A 21,681-nucleotide genomic window follows, 5' to 3' on the forward strand; every position below is an offset into this window, starting at 1 on the left:
ATGAGCGAGACCGGCACGCCCCACTCCCCGATCGTCATCGCCGGAGCAGGCATCGGCGGCTTGACCGCCGCTTTGACCTTGCGCCGGGCCGGTCATGAGATTGTGCTTATAGACAAGGCCAAGGCTCTGTCAGAAGTGGGTGCGGGCCTGCAGCTCTCCCCCAACGCCTGTTCGGTCCTCGACGGCTTCGGACTGCTTCAAGACCTCAAAGCCCTTGGCCACCAGCCGGATAATCTTCGGGTCTGGTCTGGCAAGACTGGAGATCAGATTTCCAAAGTCAGGCTTGGGTCTTATTTGCTCGAACGGCATGGCCAACCCTTCATTGTGATCCACCGGGCCGATCTTCAGGGCACGCTTTTGAAAAAGGTTGAGGCGACCGACGGCATCAAATTGATGCTCGGCACCGCCCTCACCGATGCCAAGACGGGCGATGCCGGCAACTTAGTGTGCACATACCAGACAGGCGAAACCACCGGCACGCTCAACTGCAAGGCCCTTATCGGAGCGGATGGCGTCTGGTCAACGGTTCGCCGATTGATCCCGAACCACAAAAACGCGCGCTTCAGTGGTCAGGTCGCTTACAGGTCCACACTGCCAATCGACAAGATCCCTGCCAAGTGGCGCAAGGATTCCGGGCTGTGGATGCACAAAGACAGCCATCTGGTCCATTATCCGATCCGCAGTGGTGAGCAGCTGAACATCGTCGCGCTGGCAACAGAAGACTGGCAGGACGAAACATGGTCGGCGCCAGCTGGCAAGGACGAACTGCTGCACCGTTTCAAGGACTGGCCAACGGACATCCGCAATCTGCTGAATGGGCCGGAGCGCTGGTTGAAGTGGGCCTTGTGCACGGTCGACGCCAATGGTCCCTGGACGCATGGCCAGATTGCCCTCCTCGGCGACGCGGCCCATGCAATGCTTCCCTACATGGCCCAGGGCGCGGCTATGGCAATCGAAGATGCCGCCGAGCTTGCGAACCATTTCCCGGTTGAAACGGAAAACACCGCAGCGGCTCTGAGAGCCTATGAGCGGACCCGCAAACCGCGTGCGGAACGCATTCAGGAAACCGGCTTTAAAAACGCAAGGACGTTTCACATGTCCGGACTTCCGGCCACAGCCCGCGATATGGTGATGAAGTTTTCAAAACCGGAGAGCCTTGCGGCCCGCTTTGACTATGTTTACGGCTGGAAACCCAACCAAGCCTTGCCCTCCTGACCGCCTTCCGCCGTCTTAATCTTGGGGCGGCTCCAAGTTTCTGACGCAAAAGGTTGAGCCAGACCGCAAGCTGGGATAAAGCCAAGCATCCGGATCGAGGGAGCGCTGACATGACAGCTGATAAGGCCGATGACGTTGTAACCGCTGCATTTCTTGTCATCGGCGATGAAATCCTGTCCGGACGCACCAAAGACAAGAATATCGGCTTTCTCGCTGACTATCTGACCGCTCTTGGCATTGACCTCAGCGAAGTTCGGATCGTGCCGGACGTTCAGGCCGAAATCGTCGGCGCTGTGAATGCCCTCCGGGCGAAATACACCTATGTCTTTACGTCAGGTGGCATCGGGCCGACCCATGATGACATCACCGCCGAGGCCGTCGCTGCTGCATTCGACGTGCCGCTGAACCTTGATCCCCGAGCCGTTGCGATCATGGAAAAGCACTATCCGCCGGGTCAGTTCACCCCTGCCCGCCAACGCATGGCGCGGATCCCGGAAGGCGCGGATCTCATTGAAAACAAGGTGTCCAAGGCTCCCGGTTTTCGGATTGACAACGTCCATGTCATGGCCGGTGTTCCTGCGATCATGCAAGCCATGATGGATGCGGTCGCACCGACGCTGCATACGGGCAAGAAGATGTTGTCTGAAACGGTTGCTGCAAACATGCCGGAGAGCCGGATTGCCGAACGCCTGGCCGCCATCCAGGACGCCCATCCTGAAACTCTGATTGGATCCTATCCGAAAGCAACGGACGGAAAATTCACCACACAGATCGTAATTCGATCCAGGGACGAAACCATTCTCGCAGCCGCCGCACAGGATGTAGCGCGCGCTGTTGACGATCTCTCTGGATGACTTGAAGGAAAAGAAATGGAAAACCCTGCACAAGACAAAGCCTTCCCGGTCTCCTGGGACATGTTTCACCGCGACTCCCGCGCGCTCGCCTGGCGGCTCTCAAGCGAAGGTGAGTGGAAAGCCATCGTCTGCATTACCCGCGGCGGTCTGGTCCCGGCCGGTATCGTGGCCCGCGAACTTGGCATCCGCACCATCGAGACCGTGTGCATCGCCTCCTATCACGACTATGACAGCCAGGGTCGTCTGGAAGTTATCAAACCCGTTGATCCGAAGGTAATCGATCTGGAAGACGGCGAAGGCAGCGGTGTTCTTGTCATCGACGATCTCGTCGACACCGGCAAGACCATGAAAGTGGTCCGGGAGATGCTGCCGAAAGCACATTTTGCAACTGTCTACGCCAAGCCGGTTGGCGTTCCGATGGTCGACACCTTCATCACCGAAGTCTCCCAGGATACCTGGATCTATTTCCCGTGGGATATGGGCTGGCAATTCCAGCCGCCGCTTTCCAAAGACACGGCAGGCTGATTTCAGGCAGTCCGCATCACAATTCGCGGATTATCCTGAGATCCATTCGACGGCTGGTTGACCGAGAGGTTCAACCGGCCGTTTATGTTTTTTGGAAGCCTCACGATGATTCTCGCAAAAGCCAAACGGGATCCGGCATGCTGATCAGACGCACATTCTTGATTTCGGCAGCAGCTGCGATCGCAACCGGCTGTTCGGGAAACACGACTGCCAAACTGCCACCCAAGCCGAGCCTGACCAAGCCGGTCTCGACAGATTATGTGCAGATGTATGCGGCCAGACCGCAGGAGCGTTTTCCTATTCCAGCCGTCGACATTTCCAAGATCGATCCGAAATTTTACAGGCAGGTCGTCGACTACAACTCCTCCGCGCAACCAGGCTCCATCGTTGTGGAGACCCATGAGCGCTTCTTGTACCTGGCGATGGGGGACGGAAAGGCAATGCGTTATGGGGTCGGCATCGGGCGTGACGGCTTTGCTTGGGGCGGGCGGGCGCGGATCGCCCGGAAAAAAGCCTGGCCAACCTGGACCCCGCCCGCCGACATGATCAAACGCCAGCCGAAACTTGCCAAATACAAGAACGGGATGGACCCGGGGTTGGACAATCCCCTTGGCGCGCGGGCGCTTTACATCTTTGAAGGCAACAAGGATACGCTTTACAGGATCCACGGCACATCGGAGACCTGGTCGATCGGCAAAGCAGCCTCATCCGGCTGCGTTCGTATGCTTCAGCAGGATGTGATTGACCTTTACAATCGCGTGCCGGAGGGAACTCCGATCACGGTCTATCAGGTTTAAAGGGCCGAGACGGAGAGTGTCGGTCAATCGTTGATCGCGACATCCTTGACAGCATCTATTCCGTCGAGGCGGACATCGCAGCCGATGGCATAGGCTTCGACACCCGCGACCTTGGCCGTCTTGAAAGCCTGGGCATAGTTTGGATCAATGTCAGAGGCGAGTGAAAGCCTGTCGCAATCAGGGCGCTGAACCAAAAACACCATCGCCGCCCGGTGACCTTCCGCAACCATATCTCCAAGTTCAACCAGATGCTTCGCGCCGCGGGCTGTCACGCTGTCCGGAAACTCGGCAAGACCGGATTCGCGCATCAGGTGCACGTTCTTCACTTCAACGTAAATCTTGGAGCCATCCGCCTGCTCCAGAAGAATGTCGATCCGGGAGTTCTTGCCGTATTTCACTTCCCGGCGCAGGGTTTCAAAACCCGCAAGCCCCTGGATGCGTCCGGCCACCAGAGCTTCTTCTACCAACTTGTTCGGATGGGCCGTGTTAATGCCGACCAACGCGCCGTCGGCTTCAATCACTTCCCAGGAAAATTTCAGTTTCCGCTTCGGATTGTCGGACGGCGACAACCAAACCCGGGCTCCAGGTTCCTTCAGGCCCAACATCGACCCCGGATTGGCGCAGTGGGCGGTAACTTCTTCGCCGGTTTCATCCAGAACAACATCCGCCAGAAACCGCTTATAGCGCTTGACGAGGCGGCCACTGACAAGGGGGACAGAAAACTGCATGAATGACATCCCGAAGTGATACGCAAACGATCAGAGTGGGTTACTTCGACCAGAAATCCGGGTCGAGCAGAACCAAAACCGTGAACAGCTCCAAACGGCCAACAAGCATGGCAAAGGACAGGAGCCATTTGGCCCCATCCGGCAATGGCGCGAAATGCCCCGCCGGCCCGATCATCGGCCCGAGTCCCGGACCCACGTTGCCGACAGACGTCGCAGCAGCCGAAATCGCTGTCACCAAGTCAAGATCGAAGAACGACAAGGCTACGGTGATCACACCGACAGACCCCAGATAGACCACCAGAAACGCCAAGACCGAGAAGGACAGTTCCGGGGTCAGCCGGGTCCCCGCATACTCCTCCGACATGATCCGGTGTGGTCGAACCATCCGGCGCAAGTGGGCGCGAACCGTGCCGAAAAACACCAGAAACCGGAAAATCTTGATGCCGCCGGTCGTCGACCCGGTACATCCGCCAACAAACATCAGTAGGAAGCAGGTCCCGACAACCGGAGCACCCCATTGTTCGAAATCGCCCAATGCGTAGCCGGTTCCGGTCACAATGGAGACCACCGTGAAAGTTGCCTTGACCAAGGCCTCGTCGAAATCAAAATCCATCTTGACGCCAAGATGAACCGTGAGGGCCAGGGAAACGATCGCAAGAAATCCGAGGAGTACTCGGACCTGCGGATCCCGCCACAAAAGAAGCGGTTGCCCGCGGAGCGCCTGAATGATCAACACAAACGGCATTGCGCCGATGATCATGAAGACAATGGCGACCCAGGCAGACGAATGGTTCTGGAAATACCCGAACGACAGGTCATGGGTCGAGTACCCGCCCGTCGCGATCGTTGTCAAAGCATGGTTGAACGCATCGAAGAGCCCCATGCCCGTTGCCAAATAAGCGGCGATACACAGGACGGTAAGGAACAGGTAGGCCAGCCCCAACAGCCGGATCAGTTCAACAGAGCGGCTGACGATCTTTTCTGACCTGTCGGAGCTCTCGCTTTGAAAGAGCTGCATCCCACCGATGCGCAGGAACGGCAGCAAGACGATCGCCATAACGATAATGCCGACGCCGCCCATCCACTGCATGATCGACCGCCAGACGAGCAATCCGGGCGGCAAACCATCCAGGCCGGTCAATACAGTGGAGCCGGTCGTGGTAAATCCTGAGACCGCTTCAAACACGGCGTCTGCGTAGCCGATTCCAAGCCAAAGAAAAGGCAAGGCTCCAAAGGCCGGTAGTGTTGCCCAGGCAAGCGTCGTCAAAATGAAGGTCTGCCGTGTGTCGAGCCCTTCCTTGAGTGAGCCGCCCATGGACAGCGACAACAGCATGCCAAACATGCCGGTTAACAGGGCAGAAAAGACGAACGCCTGCCAATCTGCATTCTTCTGCGCGACGTCGATGATCGCTGGGACGAGCATTGCGGTCGCAAGACCGACATACAAAAACCCAAGAACGTTCAAAACTGGTCTGAGTGAAATCAAGCGGAACGCACCCCAAAGCCCATATTGCGCGCGCTCCGCAGAGACACACAACTCAACGTCCTACCGTTTTTCCGAACGATTTCCAATGCTTTGCAGCTCACTTCCCCCGGATGTTCTCCCCAATGCCGGGATCAGATCAGTTAATTCACTAGGGTTCTCTGATACCTACGCTGCTTAGTTTAAAATTGGACCAATTGATTCAGACTTCTGTAGCCTTTGAAGTTTACCCTTGCGTGCTGTCTGTGTCGTGAGCTCGCTCTACGCGAAATTGACAAGGATAACCGCCATTACACGTTTTGGAATTCACTCGTTGGTGGTCCGGATCAGTCTGATACTCGGGGTTGCTGTTTTGCTTAGCATCGGCCTTGTTTCCGGTATCAGTTATTTTGAAATAACAAGGACGACCGAAGAAAATTCGACCATTCGCATTGACCGCGCGGCCAAAACCGCAGCGGCGGTGATCCGGTATGGCACGGACCGCGCAATCGACCCCACAAGCGACGAAAACGGCAAGCCGCAAGTCCTGACCTTGACCGCACTCTACAACGGTCCGGCAGACCTGCGTCCAAATGCATTGTTTGATGAACTTGTTCTGGCCATTGGCAAGAGCAACCAGGGTGCGGCTAACATCTTCAGCTACTCAGAAAAGACTGGTTTGTTCGACCGGATTGCAACGACTTTCCGCAAGCCGGACGGCAGCATGCCACCACCTTTTGCCATCAAACCCGGCCACCCTGCGTATTCAAACCTCGTAAACGGCGTTCCATTCATTGGGAACGTCCCTGTTCAAGGTCGGCTACGCCTTGCTTACTTAATGCCGATCGTCGATGGCGATCGTGCCCTGAAGGGAGCAGCAGCCGTTGATGTTGGCTGGGCCGATGATCTGACGGTCGCGCAAAACCGGCTCAGCAGGCGCCTTTTCACAGCGGCCGCAGTGGTTCTCTTTGCCGTCATGCTCGTGGGCGGGATCTTGCTGCGCAACCAGATGATGCCTTTGCGCCGTCTCGCCGCCGCCGCCCATAGGCTTGCCTCCGGTCAGCCTCAGGCCTCTTTTCCCTGTGCGGACCGCCCAGATGAAATAGGCGACCTTGCCCACGGCCTGGCCAGGGTAACCGAGCTTCAGGAACGCCTCCATAAGCTGGCCTATGTCGATCCGGTCACAACAGGCGGCAACCGTACGAAGTACTTTGCAGATCTCGCTGACGCTCTGGAAAGCGCAGCCGTTGACAACAAGAAAACGGCCCTGATCCAGCTGGACTTTATCGGCTTTGCAAAAATCAATGATACCTTCGGACAGAAGGCAGGCAACCGTGTCCTGATGCAGACCTACACCCGCCTCCGGCGCCTGTTAGGGGAAAGCGCAAAAGTCTCCAGAATTTCGGCCGATGACTTTTGTATTCTGCTTCCGCTCGATGAAAGCGGCGAGCTTTCTGCTGACTATGCAGCCGATATCATTGATGTCCTGTCTGTTCCCTTCCCGCTGGACGAAGGTGAAATCAGGGTCGATCCGCTCATTGGCATCGCTCTATTGCCCCAAGATGCCCACGATGTGGAGACCGCCCACCGGGTGGCCGGGATTGCTTTAAGGGCGGCCAAAGATACGGCTCACCAGCAGCATATGTTCTTCTCCGCCCCGCTCAATGATCGGGTTCAAAGCGAAATGCTCTTGGAAACCCGGCTCAGAACGGCGCTCGCTACAGGACAATTGGAACTCCACTATCAGCCCCAAGTGAACCCGGCCAATGGCGACCTGATCGGTTTGGAGGCCCTCATTCGCTGGCCGGACGGACAAGGCAACTGGATACCGCCCTGTGACTTCATTCCCCTTGCAGAAAAGACCGGCCTGATCATCGATCTTGGTCATTACGTGCTCGACGAAGCCTGTCGGCAGGCGGCACATTGGCTGACATCCGGGTTTGAATTTGGGCACATCTCGGTAAATGTGTCTCCCATAGAGTTTCAACAACCAAACTTTGCAAGCAACGTCCGGAAAACTCTCCAACGCTACCAGCTTCCGCCGCACACCTTATGTCTCGAAGTCACCGAGAACGTATTTGTCGATACCAGCGAACGCCTTGTTCTTGATCTGCTGTTTGAACTTCAATCGATGGGGGTCTTGCTGTCACTCGATGATTTCGGATCGGGATACTCGTCCTTGAGCTACCTGCACAAGCTGCCGTTTCAGGAACTCAAGATTGATCGCGCCTTTCTTCAGGATGCAGACCTCTACCCGCAGAAGAAACAGCTTTATCAAGCCATCGTCGGTTTGGGGAAAAGCCTTGGCCTCCGTGTCGTTGCTGAAGGCGCAGAGACTGAAGGCGAATACTTGCTGACAGTGGGTTTGGAATGTGACAGCCTGCAGGGTTATTTCTGCGCCCGCCCGCTTCCGGCGAAAGACATTCCGGACTGCTGCCTATCCATTGGTGAAGCACTGAATTCCGACCGTCTGCAGTCTATCCGCAAACGCGCTTGAAATCCCGCGATGCAAGCGCATTGGCGCTACCTGGCCTCGCGCTCCAATTCATGACGACATCAGTTGTCGGTCTCTTTCATGGACAGAAGGAAATCGGCTCTCGCCTGATCAAGACGCGGCAAATTCTGCTGGAGCCGGTTCCAGGCTTCAGTTTTTGTGCTGTTTTTCGAAAACGCGAGATAGATGTCTGACACGCCAACCGGCTGGGCAAAGGGAGCGACTGTGTCCAGATCGATCCGATGTGCTTCCTCAATCGTCATGAGATGCGGCGCAACGAAACCATCGAGCCTTTCAAGATGCACCGCAGTCAGCAATTCCTCCAGGCTGTCCCGTGACGCGATCCGGGTCTTGCCACTCTCTTCAAGCGCCCGGAAATTTGGATGCATGCGCCCGCTTGCAATTTTTCCAATGGACAGACCGTGCAATTGGGTTACGTCACCGGTGAAATCGTAGGACGGGTTTTTCCTCGCGAAAATCATCATTTCAAATTGGGTGATTGGATTGGTTGGATAGTTGAGCCAATCCTCCCGTTCCGGTGTGTAAACCACCGGAAAAATAAGGTCCGCCGCGCCCTTGCGCACCTCGAGCTGAGCACGGGGCCAGCTGGTTACTTCAAAATGGACCTCAACGTCGGATTCCGCTGCAGCCGTTTTAACCAGATCAACAAGCAGTCCGCGCGGCTCGTTATCCGGGCCGATTGAAAGATACGGCGGGGTTGAAAAGCCAACAATCAGCAATCTGTTCTCGTCGGCAAGGCTTGAGCCGCCGAACACCAAGGAAAGCCACATTCCGGAAAGACATGCCAAGATCCGAAAAGCCAAAAAATCCGCTCCGCAACCGAGGGCTGAACGCCGACAAAGACTACCGTAACGGAAATTTCGTTAATGCAAAACTGACAAGAGGTTAAAAACAGAAGCAGACTTTTCCGGCACTAAGCTGTTTGAGCACACTCCGGAAAGACGATGTTTCTGAAAAACGACCCTACGGCAACCAGCCACGCCTACCGCAAAACGCATCTCTTGGTTGACTGAGGTTCTGCAAGCCACGACATCGGCCACAGCCTTACTGCGAGTTGAAAGTCAGGAAGTCTTTTTGTGCAATTGAGAGGATCAACCTCGAACCAAACCAGCGCTCAAGTAGCCCGAAGAGCGGTAGCGCCAACAAAATTGGTGCGGGCGACGGGACTCGAACCCGTACAGCCTAGGGCCGAGGGATTTTAAGTCCCTTGTGTCTACCAGTTCCACCACGCCCGCAGTAGCAACACCAAATCCCCTAGAGACTTTGCATCGTTTCTGCAAGCCAGCAGCGTAGTTTTCAAATACTGTTTCTTCTCTGCCCAGCACATCGGGGACTGGAAATTGCCACCTGCGGACTGTATGTGGACTTAAAGAACATGGTAGGCTCCAACGTGCTGCAGCCAACAAGCTGCGCTGGGAGCCCAGAAGCGAGAACACAACTTTATGGTCACCTACATCGATGCCGCCGATGCCCCAATGAAAAATACGGGTCAGGTGCGCCTTTACGGACCTGAAGACTTTGATGGCATGATGAAGGCCGGGCAGCTAACGGCATCCTGTCTCGACGAGCTGGCCGATATGGTCAAACCGGGTGTGACCACGCAAGAAATCGACGACTTCGTCTACCAGTACGGCATGGACCAGAATGCGATACCGGCTACGCTGAACTATCGCGGCTATACAAAGTCCTCTTGCACGTCGATCAACCATGTTGTGTGCCATGGAATACCGAACAACAAGGCTTTACGTGAAGGCGATATCGTCAACATCGACGTGACCTACATCCTGGACGGTTGGCACGGTGATTCCAGCCGGATGTATCCGGTTGGGCCGCTGAAGCGGGCTGCAGAACGCTTGATCGACGTAACCTATGAATCCTTGATGCGCGGCATAGAGGCGGCCAAACCGGGCAACACGACCGGTGATATCGGCGCGGCTATCCAGACGTATGTCGAGGCGCAACGCTGCTCTGTTGTCCGTGATTTCTGCGGGCATGGCCTTGGGCGGTTGTTCCACGATACGCCGAACATCCTGCACTACGGACGGCCCGGCGAAGGCGTGGAACTGAAACCTGGCATGATTTTCACAATCGAACCGATGGTCAATCTCGGACGGCCGAACGTGAAGGTCTTGAGTGATGGCTGGACGGCTGTAACACGCGACCGCTCATTATCTGCCCAGTTTGAACATTCCATCGGGATCACCGCGGATGGATGTCAAAGCTTCACAACCTCACCCAAAGGTATCCACAAACCAGGGTTGCCCAACGCCTAAGGAGGCTCATGAGCGAACCGGACGCCGGTTTCTCCGAAAAACAATCGGCAGATACCGGCACGAAAGGACACCGCCAAAGGCTGCGGGAACGGTTTCGTAAAAGCGGTGAGAACAGTCTCGCCGACTATGAGCTTCTGGAGTTTCTTTTATTTTCTGCCCTGCCCCGTCAGGACACCAAACCAATTGCCAAAGCCCTGTTGAAACGCTTTGGCTCGTTTTCTGCCGTTTTGTCCGCGCCGCGTCCGAGACTAAAGGAAATCAAGGGCTTGTCGGACAACAGCATCGACACACTGCATGCCATTCACGCCGCCATCGCCAGATTTCATACCGGTGAACTGAGGGAACGGGAGCTGCTCGATTCCTGGTCAAAAGTGATGGACTATCTGCAAGCCCGCATGGCCATGTCCGACATCGAACAATTCCGTGTTCTCTTTCTCGACAAGAAGAATGGGCTGATTGCCGATGAGCTACAGCAAACCGGCACTGTTGATCATACTCCAGTCTATCCGCGAGAGGTGGTACGCAGAGCTTTGGAACACGGGGCAACGGCGATCATTCTGGTCCACAACCATCCCTCAGGAGACCCCACGCCCTCGCGGGCGGATATTCAAATGACGCGGCAATTGGTCGACATAGCCAAACCCCTTGGCATAGAAATCCACGATCACATCATCGTTGGTCTCAGATCACAGGTGAGTTTCAAGGGATTACAACTCATATAGGGCTTGATCCATCAGGTTGAAAACAAGGCCAAGTGTTTGTGTATAAGTTATTTTTTTGATGTACGTGCATTTTAACTAAATACATTTTTTACCATCAATGTCGGTCAATCCTTAACTGTCTTCGCCAATAATGCACCTGTCAAACAGGGCTAGTAAATGCAGACCAAGTTGAAGAACTCAGGTGGGCGGATCGCCAATGTCATCATCATACCGTTGGTGACACTGGTCTTTCTGTCCGTTGTCGGGATCTTCTTCCTGATGCACTGGTCCGCACGCATCTCCGATGAGAGTGCCGAGCAATCACAGCTGCAATTGATTTCTGGAGCACTGCAACTGGTTTCCGATGACCTGGCACGCCAGCAATCCGGTGTTGCGACCTGGGATGCCGCTTTTCACATCACGAACGCGCCCAATCTGGATCAGGATTGGGTGTTCGACAACATGACTCATTGGCTCTACGCCAACCACGGATTTACAAAATCCGCGGTGGTTGGAAAGGACTATGCCGTCAAGGCGCTGTTTGCGCATGACCATAACAACAGTTGGCTGACACCGGATCTTCTTGCGCGTTTGAAGCCTGCCATCGCGAAGGTCCGCGCCCGTTATATCATCTCGTTCCGGAGGCTTCCCTCCGGGCTTTACAGCTATGAACCGAGCCAACGGGATCAACGTTATTCGATCTTCGAAACCGGCGTTGTTTCGGTGAAAGGAGAACCGCATCTCTTTTCGGTTGCAGCAATCGCCCGGCAAATTCAGTCGGTTATTCCCAAGAGAGTTCCGCCAACGGTCATGATAAGCCTCGCGCCACTGCGTGGTGAAAAGATGTCTGAGATCATGCATATGACCAGACTTGACGGTTTCATCCTGGCACAAAAACAGACTGATCGTGAGGGCATTGGCCAACTGAGACTGCGCGGACCGACGGGCGCGCCCATCGGGGTCATTGCCTGGCAAGTGGACCGGCCAGGAACACAGATGTTGACACGGATCAATCCCTTCCTCGGAATGGCCGCCTTCATGATTACGGCGGTGGTAATCGCTGTTACAGCTTTCACCCGCCACATGACCAAGCGCCTTGCCGTCAGTGAAGCGCAGGCCGTGCATACGTCGCGCCACGACGCCTTGTCAGGTTTGCCCAACCGCGCCCATTTTCACCGGTTGCTGACGGATATGCTCCAGGACACCAACAGTCGGGGGCGGGAAACCGCTGTCATCTATATCGACCTCGATCACTTCAAGGATATCAACGATACGCTCGGTCACTCGGCTGGAGACATGGTCATCGTCGCCGTTGCCAAGCGTCTGACACACGTCTTGGGCGATAACGGCATTGTCGCACGGATCAGCGGCGATGAGTTCGCGATGGTGATCCCGAATTCCAAAAGTGACGAGTGGCTGGAATACATCCTCGATCAAATTCAGGATGAAATCTCCCAACCGATCAAGATCGGCGCCCGCGAATTACATGCGAGCCTCTCTATTGGCGCAGCCGTTGCCCCCCGCGATGGCGTCGACCCGGACGAGTTGCTGCGTAAGGCGGATATCGCCCTGTACGATGCAAAGGAAAATGGACGGAACCGCCGCTCCTTCTTCGAAGCTAACATGGAAGACCATGTTCAATCGAAGGACAAGCTCTCCCGCGAGTTGCGGATGGCGCTGAAAAACGACGAACTCAGTCTCGCCTACCAGCCCCAATCTGACACCGCGGCCCAGCGTATCGTGTCCGTAGAAGCGCTTGCCCGCTGGACAAAGGAGGATGGCACGGTCGTTTCTCCGGCGCAGTTCATTCCCGTTGCCGAAGAGACCGGTTTGATCAACGAACTCGGTCTGTGGGTTCTGAACAAGGCCTGCGCCAAGGCTCATGACTGGCCGGATGTGGTCATGTCGGTCAACGTGTCGCCCAACCAATTCAAACACCCACGTTTTGTCGAAAAGGTCATGGCGATCCTGGCGACAAATAACCTAGCGCCACAGCGCCTGGAGATCGAAGTCACGGAAAGCGTATTTGCCGGCCGCAACGATACGGTATTGAAGTCTCTGCGGCGCTTGAAGAACCTCGGCATCAAGGTCGCGCTGGATGACTTCGGCTCTGGCTACTCCAGCCTGAGTTACTTACGCCGGTTCCCATTTGATACCTTGAAAGTGGATCGTGATTTCCTGTCTGACATGGACGGTAATCCGGAGGCAGAGGCTATCATCGTATCCATCATTCAGCTTGGCAAAGCCCTTGGCATGACGATCGTCGCTGAAGGCATTGAGACCATCGAGCAGATCCGGTTCCTCCAGGCCCACGGCTGTCATCGCATGCAGGGCTATTTCATCTCTCAACCGCTCAATGAGACGGATCTTGCGCAGTTCCTTGAGGACTTCAAGAAGGAACATGGCGGCGATTTCGGACGCGAATTTGCGTTCACGATGCGCGCAGCAGAAGTCTGACCATCTGTTGCTTCAGGTTGCCGTCGGCAGGCACGCGTGCATTTTTTCCGAAAACTCGGTGAAACAGGTAAACGGAGCTTGGCGTGCCCGCCCCTCGGCAAGGTCTTGGCAGATCCTCAGACCCGATTGTCCATATTCAGACAGGACGCGGTCACGGAACCAAGCACTGTGTTGTGCGGCCCGGTGGCTATCCAGCCTGCCATCGCTTTGCAGGAAATCGAGATGGGCTTTGACCTGATCGATCAGAGCCTCCATCCCCTCTCCTGTTTGTGAAGAGACAAGACCCACAGGCACAGTCCAGTTATTAGAACCCGTGGGCGACAGCGTCAGCGCACCTTTGACGTCTGCAGCTGCACGCCGTGCTGCAGCCCCCATATCAGCCTTGGTCACAGCGACCACATCCGGCAGTTCCATGATGCCGGCCTTCATGAATTGAAGGCTATCACCTGATCCTGGCTGGATGCACAGGAGCACAGTGTCGGCGGCCTGCTTTAGATCCCCTTCAGACTGGCCGATACCGACAGTTTCCACGATCACATGATCGAACGCGGCCCTCAGAACCGCGATGGCAGCAACCGAATGATCCGACAGCCCGCCGAGTCTGTCGCGCGCAGCCATCGAGCGCACAAAAATCCGATCGTCATTGGGGTCGGTTTTCAGTCGGGTCCGGTCTCCTAGCAGCGCACCGCCGGTGATTGCAGATGATGGGTCGACCGCAAGAACAGCAACACTGCCGCCAGCATCCCGAAACGCACGAATGAGCGCATCGGTAAGCGTAGACTTGCCAACGCCCGGTGGGCCGGTCAGCCCAAGGACATGACCTTTACCTTGAGCGGCAATCCGATCCAGAAATGCTGCCGTCTCCGGTTTGTCGGCGTCCGTTTCGATCCGGGTGAGAACACGGGATAAAACCCGTTTCCCACCGGATCTTAACGCATCAACGTCCGGAAAAGGCTCAGGCATGACGCCAGCCTGTATCACCAATGCGCTGCAAAGGCCTGCTCATCAGTTCGCGGACGCCTTGCGCAGCGCAGCTTGTGCCGCGGCCAAACGCGCAATTGGCACCCGGTAAGGCGAACAGGACACATAGTCCAGATCGACGCTCTCACAGAAAGTGATTGAAGAGGGGTCACCCCCATGTTCACCGCAGATGCCGAGCTTTATGTCCGGACGGGTGGATCGGCCCCGCTCAACGCCGATCTTGATTAGTTCCCCAACCCCTTCCGGATCCAGGGACACGAATGGATCCTGCTCAAGGATGCCTTTCGTCTGATACGTTCCAAGGAAGGACGCCGCATCATCACGGGAAATCCCGAACGTGGTCTGCGTCAGATCGTTCGTGCCGAAGGAGAAGAACTCAGCGCTTTCAGCAATCTCGGCCGCCTTGAGCGCAGCGCGCGGCAACTCGACCATTGTGCCCACCTGATAGGCCAGCTCTGCACCGGTTTCTTCCATGACGGCCTTGGCCATTGCCTCAATGCTCGACCGGACGAGATCCAGCTCGCCCTTTAGACCAACAAGCGGCACCATAATCTCTGGAACCACCGGAGCCCCTGTAGCCTTCGCCGCAGCGACGGCAGCTTCGAAGATTGCCCTTGCCTGCATTTCCGCGATTTCTGGATAGGATACCAGCAACCGGCAACCACGATGGCCGAGCATCGGGTTGAATTCTTCCAGCGACAGTGCGCGATCACGCAAAAGCTCTGGATCAGCGCCCATCGCTGTCGCAACGTCCTTCAGTTCCTCATCTGTCTTCGGCAGGAACTCGTGAAGCGGCGGATCGAGGAGACGGATCGTGACCGGCAGGCCGTGCATGATTTCAAAGAGATCCGTGAAATCCTGACGTTGCATTGGAAGCAGCTTAGCGAGTGCCGCGCGGCGGCCTTCCTGAGTCTCAGCAAGGATCATTTCACGAACTGCAAGGATGCGATCGCCCTCAAAGAACATATGCTCTGTCCGACACAGACCAATGCCTTCGGCGCCGAATTCACGCGCGACTTTGGCGTCCTGCGGTGTTTCCGCATTGGTCCGGACAGTCATCCGGCGGCCGCGATCTGCCCAGCCCATCAGTGTCCCGAAATCGCCGGAGAGTGTCGGCTGCAGCATCGCCACTTCACCGGCCAGTATCTGACCAGTGGCCCCGTCGATCGTGATGATATCGCCTTCTTTGAGTTGCCGTCCGCCGACGTTGATTGTCTGATTTCGATAGTCAATCCGCAGCCCACCGGCTCCGGCCACACAGGGTTTGCCCATGCCGCGCGCAACAACGGCTGCGTGGCTGGTCATGCCCCCGCGGCTGGTCAGAATGCCTTCAGCGGCATGCATGCCGTGGATGTCTTCCGGGCTGGTCTCAACCCGAACAAGGATGACCTTCCGGCCATCGCCTTTGGCTTGTTCTGCAGCATCCGAGGTGAACACAATTGCACCCGAAGCCGCACCGGGAGAGGCCGGCAGCCCGGTCGACAGGATATCACGCTCAGCCTTCGGATCGATGGTCGGGTGCAACAGCTGATCAAGTGCGCCAGGCTCGACACGGAACACAGCTTCTTCTTCTTCCAGCATGCCTTCTGCGACCATATCGACCGCAATCTTCAGCGCCGCCTTGGCGGTCCGCTTGCCCGCGCGGGTCTGCAGCATCCAGAGCTTGCCTTGCTCAATTGTGAATTCCAGATCCTGCATGTCTTTATAGTGGCGTTCCAGCTTGTCGCAGTAAGTCTGGAACTCCGCGAAAGCCTCCGGCATTAAAGCTTCGAGCGACGGATTGGAAGATCCGGCTTCAATGCGGGCTTTCTCGGTAATGTCCTGCGGTGTCCGTATACCGGCAACCACATCTTCGCCCTGCGCGTTGACAAGAAACTCGCCATAAAGACTGTTTTCGCCGGTGGACGGGTTACGGGTGAAGGCAACACCAGTGGCGGAATTCTCGCCCATGTTCCCGAACACCATGGCCTGGACGTTCACAGCTGTGCCCCAGGAGGCCGGCAAATCGTGCAAACGCCGGTAAGTGACCGCCCGCGGTGTCATCCAGGAGCTGAAAACGGCACCAATTGCGCCCCAGAGCTGTTCTTGCGGGTCCTGCGGAAACGGTTTGCCCAGCTCGGCTTCAACCAGTGCCTTGAACTTCTCGATGATGCCCTGCCAGGCCTCTGCGGTGATTTCTGTATCCAGAGTGAGGTCGTTGCGTTCCTTGTATTCCTCAAGGATGTCCTCGAACTCGTGATTGTCGACGCCGAGAACCACATCGGAATACATCTGAATGAAGCGACGATAGCTGTCGTAAGCAAACCGAGCGTCTCCGGATTCGCGGGCAATCGCTTCCACGGTGCCGTCGCTGAGGCCCAGGTTGAGGACCGTGTCCATCATTCCAGGCATGGACGCACGGGCACCGGAGCGAACAGACACCAAAAGCGGCCGGTCAGGATCGCCGAACTTCCGGCCCGTCGCCTCACCAACCTTCTCCATTGCCGCGGCCACCTCAGCTTCGAGCGCTGGCGGATAGGACTTCTCGTTGTCGTAATAATAGGTGCAGACTTCGGTGGTGATCGTGAATCCGGGGGGCACCGGCAGACCGAGGCTGCTCATCTCGGCAAGGTTCGCTCCCTTGCCACCGAGCAGGTTGCGCATGTCTGCTGCGCCTTCTGCAGAACCATTGCCGAACCCATAGACCCACTTGGTCATATTCCAATTCCTCCGCATGGTGCCGGGAGTACTTTCGCCCCCGCCTGATATTGCACCGCACATACCTGCTACGGTGTTGACAGAGCATCAAGTCCTTTTTACCGGAAACCCGCCCTTTTAAGTCGTTAGTCTATGTTTTTCCAACGCAGGGCAAATGCGAAAGGATTTAAACCCTCAGAAAGTTATCCCCCTCACCTTGCCGCTCAGCCTTAATAGCGCCATTGTCGGTTTCCATACAGATGCGTCCCCCAAAACGGGAGCAATCAATTCTGCGAGGACCAATGACACAGTTGACCGGCGCCATTTCGAAGTCGATCCGAAAGCCGCTCAAATTGAAACTTCTGGCTCTTGCGAGCGCTGCTGCTCTGCTTCCGGCCACTGTTCTAGCAGATACAAATGCACAAGACGGCATTCCAAGAACGCTTGGAACTCCTGCCGAACTTCCCTTTACGCTGTCTGGCAGCTATCTTTCCGGTCGCCTCGCAGGCTTTCAAAAAGACTTTGCGCAAGCTGCTGCTTTTTATGAAGAAACCCTTGCCGCAGACCCATCCAATCCGATGTTGCTGGAGCGGACTTTTCTACTGAAGCTCGCAAATGGCGATGTGGACGATGCGATCCGCTATGCCGCCGATCTCGACCGAGGCGTTCAGCGGAATTTCCTGGCGCAGCTTGTCTTGGGCGCAAAGGACGTACGCGACGGGAACTATGGCGCCGCGATCGAGCTGCTGAAGGAGGGCCGGAATGGTCCACTGGCTCAGCTATCCGTTGGTATCGCACGCGCATGGGCCTATTACGGTGCCGGCCAAATCGACGAAGCGGCCAAGACCATCGACAACCTACGCGGCCCCGAGTGGTTCGATGTCTTCAAGGAAACCCACAAGGCGCATCTTCTGTTTACAGCCGGCCGGAACGAAGCAGCCCTTGAGGCCATCGAAAAAGCTTATGAGATGGATCAAGGGGCCATCCGCGTCGTTGACGCCCACGCCCGCCTCCTCGCGGCCAATGGCCGCCAGCAGGACGCGCTGAAGGCGCTGGATCAGTTCGACCGGCAATACCGCGGCCATCCGCAATTGGACCGGACCCGCGAGATGATTGTGTCAGGCGCTGTCATCCCGCCGACTGTCAGCGACCCAGCTGTCGGCATGGCCGAGATCCTATACGGGCTCGGCGCCGTGATCGGCCGTGACGGCGGAGAGGAATTGTCGACCTCCTACCTTCAGCTGGCACTATACCTTGATCCGGCTGCAGAATATGCAGCGGTCGCGCTCGGCAACGTCTTTGAGCGGATGGATCAGCCTGACCGTGCCATCGAAGCCTTGATGATGGTGCCTGACGACAGTGCCTTGAAGCGGGAGGCCGAAATTCAAGTTGGGCTAAATTTCAATGCTCTTGATCAGGTGGACGAAGCACGCGCTCATTTGGCGGCGCTCATCGAAAACGACCCGGGTGATTTGGAAGCCGGGATTGCGCTGGGCAATGTTCTGCGGTCCCACGAACTCTATGAGGAAGCCGAGAAGGTTTACTCGGCGTCCATCGACACAATCGAAACGCTTGAGCAGCCGCACTGGCTGATCCTCTACTTCCGCGGCATCAGCCGGGAGCGCTTGGGTAAGTGGGACGAGGCAGAAGCCGATTTCCGCAAAGCGCTTGAGTTGGAAGAAGATCAGCCTCTAGTCCTGAACTACCTCGGATATTCTCTTGTGGATCAGGGCCTGAAGCTTGATGAAGCACTGGAGATGATCAAGACGGCCGTAGAGCTGCGGCCAACCGATGGTTACATTGTCGACAGTCTGGGCTGGGTCTATTACCGGTTGGGCCGCTATGAGGAAGCAGTTACGGAGCTGGAACGGGCCATTGAGCTGCGGCCGGCCGATCCCGTGATCAACGACCACTTGGGCGATGCCTACTGGAAAGTTGGACGACGCAACGAAGCGCGTTTCCAGTGGAACCATGCCCGAGATCTTGACCCCGAAGAGGATGAACTTCCCAAAATCCTCGACAAGATCGAGAACGGTTTGCCGGACCCAGCGAACACGGACGCGGCGAACGCTGCCAGTGACAACAACGGCGGCTGACCGGACGGATCATGCCAGACCACCAGCAAACGGCTGTCCAGGCAGAACTCGCCCGGGCCAAAGTGAACCTTGCCCTTCACATCACCGGTCAACGCAATGACGGCTATCATTTGCTGGAGTCGCTCGTTGCATTTCCGCAGATCGGTGACCGGATTGCTCTTGAGCCGTCCGAAAAACTGGAGCTGGTCATCGACGGCCCGTTTGCTCGGGAACTGGGTCCAGCTGGAGACAATAACCTCGTCCTGCGCGCAGTCCGGGGATTTGCCGAAAGGGCAAAGATCGACGTCCCGTCCGTCAAAATCACCTTAACCAAGCGTCTGCCGATCGCCTCCGGCATCGGCGGCGGGTCCAGCGATGCTGCCACCACGCTCCGCCTTCTGGAGGACGTGACCGGTGTTTATTTGAGCGATGAAGATGTCCATGAACTCGCCGCATCGCTCGGCGCAGATGTTCCAGTTTGCCTCAGCACCGAACCGCAAGTGATGCGGGGCATCGGCAACGACCTGACGGCTGCCCCACTGCTACCTGCTTGCGGTATAGTACTTGTCAATCCAAAGGTCTCCCTCGAAACGCCGGACGTTTTCAGAGCCCTGGACAAGAAGAACAATCCGCAGCTGGCAAAGATGCCGGATGCGTTTGATGATATTGCCGCGCTGATTGCCTATTTGACGAACAGCCGCAATGATTTGCAAACACCTGCCATGTCGGTCTGTGGCGCCATCGGTGAGGTCTTGAATTTCCTGAAAGGGGACAGCCGGATCCTTTTTTCACGAATGTCCGGATCCGGAGCGACTTGTTTCGGCCTGTGTGCTCCAACCGAAATGCGTGCGATTGAAACCGATCTGCGCACCGCGCATCCCGATTGGTGGATCGCCTCTGGACCGTTGAGCTGAGAAAAGTGCCGCTTAAAATCAAAACGGCGCCCCAGAAGGACGCCGGATTGAGTCAGCAACTAGCCTCTAGAGCAATCAACTAACACGCGCGATACAGAACGCCACGGCATCTGCAAGCGCGTCCGTGTGAGCTCCCGCTGGCAATTGGTCCAACGCTTTGAGGGCATTGTCGCCATAGGTCCGCGCCCGTTGAACGGTCTCTGAAATCGCATCGTATTTCTTCAAGAGCTCGATAGCCTCGGCGAGATCAGTATCCGTGACATTATCGCCTTCCATACAGCGCTTCCAGAACGCCCGATCCTGATCGGTGCCGCGCGCAACAGCAAGCACAACCGGCAGAGTGATCTTGCCCTCCCGGAAATCGTCTCCAACATCCTTCCCGAGATCCGCGGATGAGCCACCATAATCGAGCGCATCGTCCACCATCTGGAATGCGTATCCGAGCTCCAAGCCGTAGGTCCGTGCTGCCTTGCGCATAACGTCGTTTTGGCCGGCGATTTCCGGACCGACTTCCGCCGCGGCAGCAAACAGTGCTGCTGTTTTCGCCTCGATGACTCGCAGATACTCGGCTTCTGTCGTCTCGATGTTTTTCGACGCACCGAGCTGAAGAACTTCACCTTCAGCAATGATGGCCGATGCTTCGGAGAGAATGCGCAGTGCTTCCAGAGAGCCGGTGTCGACCATCATCTTGAACGCCTGGCCGAGAAGATAATCCCCAACCAGCACGCTCGCCTGGTTGCCCCAAAGCTTGCGGGCTGCAAGTTTGCCACGGCGCATGTCGCTTTCATCGACAACATCGTCATGCAGCAGCGTTGCAGTGTGCATGAACTCGACACTGGCTGCGAGAATCACATGTCCGTTGCCCTGGTATCCAAACATGTCTGCGCAGGCGAGCGTCAGCATCGGGCGCAGGCGTTTGCCGCCGGATGAAATCAAGTGCTTTGCGATTTCCGGGATCAAATCCACATTGGACCCGGCCTTGGAAAGGATCAGTTCATTCACGTCTGCCATGCCAGACGCCACCAGATCCACAAGGGGCTGGATGCTTGCGCGAGGCGTTGCGTTGTCAGACAAGGTTGCGACCACGGCCACTGACGGCACTCCTGTTACGATTTGTGCGGACAATATGGCGCGAATGTCTCCGGGGCAAGCCGCCAATCCGTTGACAAACTGTTGAAATGCCACAATCAGCATATTTTGCTGTAAAGCAGTTCCATGAAGAGCGTCCGTCAGCGGCGCGGGGCGAAACCGGCAAGGATCAGATTTTTAATGGAAGAACTTGTTAGAACAAACGATCCTGTCCTGATCTCGTTTCTGGAATCGTTGCTAGGCGAGGCTGAGATCAAGCATTTTGTCGCAGACGGCAATATGAGCATTCTGGAGGGCTCACTCGCCATGATCCCGAGGCGCATTCTCGTCGACAGCGATCAGATCGACAAAGCGCGCATGCTCGTGCGCGAAGCAGGTTTGGAACACGAGCTGCGCCTTGAAAGCGAATGACGGCGGAT

17 protein-coding genes and 1 tRNA gene are annotated in these 21,681 nt (G+C 56.4%); 11 read left to right on the forward strand and 7 right to left on the reverse strand.

From position 1 onward, the window contains the following. The 4 genes from ACVDG4_RS11150 (at position 1) to ACVDG4_RS11165 (ending at position 3,391) form a co-directional block, all read left to right on the forward strand. Positions 1–1,215, forward strand: a complete 1,215-nt coding sequence (locus ACVDG4_RS11150) for an FAD-dependent monooxygenase (protein ID WP_447235130.1) — start codon at positions 1–3, stop codon at positions 1,213–1,215. 110 nt (positions 1,216–1,325) lie between these two features. Next, positions 1,326–2,069 (forward strand): competence/damage-inducible protein A, encoded by a 744-nt coding sequence (locus ACVDG4_RS11155; RefSeq protein ID WP_447235131.1) that lies wholly within the window; start codon positions 1,326–1,328, stop codon positions 2,067–2,069. Positions 2,070–2,084: 15 nt separating this feature from the next. Continuing rightward, positions 2,085–2,594 carry a xanthine phosphoribosyltransferase gene (gene gpt, locus ACVDG4_RS11160; protein WP_133946776.1) on the forward strand — a complete coding sequence of 170 codons (510 nt, stop codon included), beginning with the start codon at positions 2,085–2,087 and terminating at the stop codon, positions 2,592–2,594. 137 nt (positions 2,595–2,731) lie between these two features. Further along, on the forward strand, positions 2,732–3,391 hold the full coding sequence (locus tag ACVDG4_RS11165; RefSeq protein ID WP_447235132.1) for a L,D-transpeptidase: 660 nt from the start codon (positions 2,732–2,734) through the stop codon (positions 3,389–3,391). A gap of 23 nt (positions 3,392–3,414) precedes the next feature. Here ACVDG4_RS11165 and sfsA read toward each other — a convergent pair whose 3' ends face one another. Together sfsA and ACVDG4_RS11175 are read right to left on the reverse strand one after the other, a co-directional pair. After that, positions 3,415–4,119, reverse strand: a complete 705-nt coding sequence (gene sfsA / locus ACVDG4_RS11170) for a DNA/RNA nuclease SfsA (RefSeq protein WP_447235133.1) — start codon at positions 4,117–4,119, stop codon at positions 3,415–3,417. Between the two features lie 40 nt (positions 4,120–4,159). Continuing rightward, on the reverse strand, positions 4,160–5,584 hold the full coding sequence (locus ACVDG4_RS11175; protein WP_008192452.1) for a TrkH family potassium uptake protein: 1,425 nt from the start codon (positions 5,582–5,584) through the stop codon (positions 4,160–4,162). Between the two features lie 334 nt (positions 5,585–5,918). On the opposite strand from ACVDG4_RS11175, the gene ACVDG4_RS11180 reads away from it, so the two are divergent. Further along, on the forward strand, positions 5,919–8,078 hold the full coding sequence (locus ACVDG4_RS11180) for a bifunctional diguanylate cyclase/phosphodiesterase (RefSeq protein ID WP_447235134.1): 2,160 nt from the start codon (positions 5,919–5,921) through the stop codon (positions 8,076–8,078). A 59-nt stretch (positions 8,079–8,137) separates the two neighbouring features. Here ACVDG4_RS11180 and ACVDG4_RS11185 read toward each other — a convergent pair whose 3' ends face one another. Then, positions 8,138–8,899: a substrate-binding periplasmic protein gene (locus ACVDG4_RS11185; protein ID WP_447235135.1), complete on the reverse strand. Its 762-nt coding sequence runs from the start codon at positions 8,897–8,899 to the stop codon at positions 8,138–8,140. 346 nt (positions 8,900–9,245) lie between these two features. Further along, positions 9,246–9,331: transfer RNA gene (locus ACVDG4_RS11190), tRNA-Leu, on the reverse strand. A 207-nt stretch (positions 9,332–9,538) separates the two neighbouring features. Here ACVDG4_RS11190 and map point away from each other — a divergent pair. The 3 genes from map (at position 9,539) to ACVDG4_RS11205 (ending at position 13,527) form a co-directional block, all read left to right on the forward strand. Then, positions 9,539–10,369: a type I methionyl aminopeptidase gene (gene map / locus ACVDG4_RS11195; protein ID WP_447235136.1), complete on the forward strand. Its 831-nt coding sequence runs from the start codon at positions 9,539–9,541 to the stop codon at positions 10,367–10,369. A gap of 8 nt (positions 10,370–10,377) precedes the next feature. Beyond that, positions 10,378–11,091 (forward strand): RadC family protein, encoded by a 714-nt coding sequence (gene radC, locus ACVDG4_RS11200; RefSeq protein WP_447235137.1) that lies wholly within the window; start codon positions 10,378–10,380, stop codon positions 11,089–11,091. Between the two features lie 156 nt (positions 11,092–11,247). Then, complete coding sequence (locus tag ACVDG4_RS11205; protein WP_447235138.1) at positions 11,248–13,527, forward strand: bifunctional diguanylate cyclase/phosphodiesterase; 2,280 nt, start codon at positions 11,248–11,250, stop codon at positions 13,525–13,527. 12 nt (positions 13,528–13,539) lie between these two features. Here ACVDG4_RS11205 and meaB read toward each other — a convergent pair whose 3' ends face one another. Both meaB and ppdK read right to left on the reverse strand, forming a co-directional pair. Then, positions 13,540–14,490, reverse strand: a complete 951-nt coding sequence (gene meaB / locus ACVDG4_RS11210) for a methylmalonyl Co-A mutase-associated GTPase MeaB (protein ID WP_306149996.1) — start codon at positions 14,488–14,490, stop codon at positions 13,540–13,542. A 42-nt stretch (positions 14,491–14,532) separates the two neighbouring features. Then, positions 14,533–17,205, reverse strand: coding sequence for a pyruvate, phosphate dikinase (ppdK, locus tag ACVDG4_RS11215; RefSeq protein ID WP_447235139.1), 2,673 nt, complete (start codon positions 17,203–17,205; stop codon positions 14,533–14,535). A gap of 281 nt (positions 17,206–17,486) precedes the next feature. Here ppdK and ACVDG4_RS11220 point away from each other — a divergent pair, with 281 nt between their 5' ends. Both ACVDG4_RS11220 and ACVDG4_RS11225 read left to right on the forward strand, forming a co-directional pair. Continuing rightward, positions 17,487–19,280, forward strand: a complete 1,794-nt coding sequence (locus ACVDG4_RS11220) for a tetratricopeptide repeat protein (protein WP_133946766.1) — start codon at positions 17,487–17,489, stop codon at positions 19,278–19,280. 11 nt (positions 19,281–19,291) lie between these two features. Next, complete coding sequence (locus tag ACVDG4_RS11225; RefSeq protein ID WP_447235140.1) at positions 19,292–20,173, forward strand: 4-(cytidine 5'-diphospho)-2-C-methyl-D-erythritol kinase; 882 nt, start codon at positions 19,292–19,294, stop codon at positions 20,171–20,173. 75 nt (positions 20,174–20,248) lie between these two features. Here ACVDG4_RS11225 and ACVDG4_RS11230 read toward each other — a convergent pair whose 3' ends face one another. Further along, on the reverse strand, positions 20,249–21,265 hold the full coding sequence (locus tag ACVDG4_RS11230; RefSeq protein WP_447235141.1) for a polyprenyl synthetase family protein: 1,017 nt from the start codon (positions 21,263–21,265) through the stop codon (positions 20,249–20,251). 177 nt (positions 21,266–21,442) lie between these two features. Between ACVDG4_RS11230 and ACVDG4_RS11235 the strand changes: the two genes are divergently transcribed. Next, positions 21,443–21,673, forward strand: coding sequence for a putative signal transducing protein (locus ACVDG4_RS11235; protein WP_447235142.1), 231 nt, complete (start codon positions 21,443–21,445; stop codon positions 21,671–21,673). Positions 21,674–21,681 lie beyond the last annotated feature (8 nt).

Source organism: Roseibium sp. MB-4 (assembly GCF_053005265.1).

Bases quoted from the DNA above. Each gene is read 5' to 3' on its own strand.
- ACVDG4_RS11150 (WP_447235130.1), top strand. From the start codon at position 1: ATGAGCGAGACCGGCACGCCCCACTCCCCGATCGTCATCGCCGGAGCA.
- ACVDG4_RS11155 (WP_447235131.1), top strand. From the start codon at position 1,326: ATGACAGCTGATAAGGCCGATGACGTTGTAACCGCTGCATTTCTTGTC.
- gpt (WP_133946776.1), top strand. From the start codon at position 2,085: ATGGAAAACCCTGCACAAGACAAAGCCTTCCCGGTCTCCTGGGACATG.
- ACVDG4_RS11165 (WP_447235132.1), top strand. From the start codon at position 2,732: ATGCTGATCAGACGCACATTCTTGATTTCGGCAGCAGCTGCGATCGCA.
- sfsA (WP_447235133.1), bottom strand. From the start codon at position 4,119: ATGCAGTTTTCTGTCCCCCTTGTCAGTGGCCGCCTCGTCAAGCGCTAT.
- map (WP_447235136.1), top strand. From the start codon at position 9,539: ATGGTCACCTACATCGATGCCGCCGATGCCCCAATGAAAAATACGGGT.
- radC (WP_447235137.1), top strand. From the start codon at position 10,378: ATGAGCGAACCGGACGCCGGTTTCTCCGAAAAACAATCGGCAGATACC.
- ACVDG4_RS11205 (WP_447235138.1), top strand. From the start codon at position 11,248: ATGCAGACCAAGTTGAAGAACTCAGGTGGGCGGATCGCCAATGTCATC.
- meaB (WP_306149996.1), bottom strand. From the start codon at position 14,490: ATGCCTGAGCCTTTTCCGGACGTTGATGCGTTAAGATCCGGTGGGAAA.
- ppdK (WP_447235139.1), bottom strand. From the start codon at position 17,205: ATGACCAAGTGGGTCTATGGGTTCGGCAATGGTTCTGCAGAAGGCGCA.
- ACVDG4_RS11220 (WP_133946766.1), top strand. From the start codon at position 17,487: ATGACACAGTTGACCGGCGCCATTTCGAAGTCGATCCGAAAGCCGCTC.
- ACVDG4_RS11225 (WP_447235140.1), top strand. From the start codon at position 19,292: ATGCCAGACCACCAGCAAACGGCTGTCCAGGCAGAACTCGCCCGGGCC.
- ACVDG4_RS11235 (WP_447235142.1), top strand. From the start codon at position 21,443: ATGGAAGAACTTGTTAGAACAAACGATCCTGTCCTGATCTCGTTTCTG.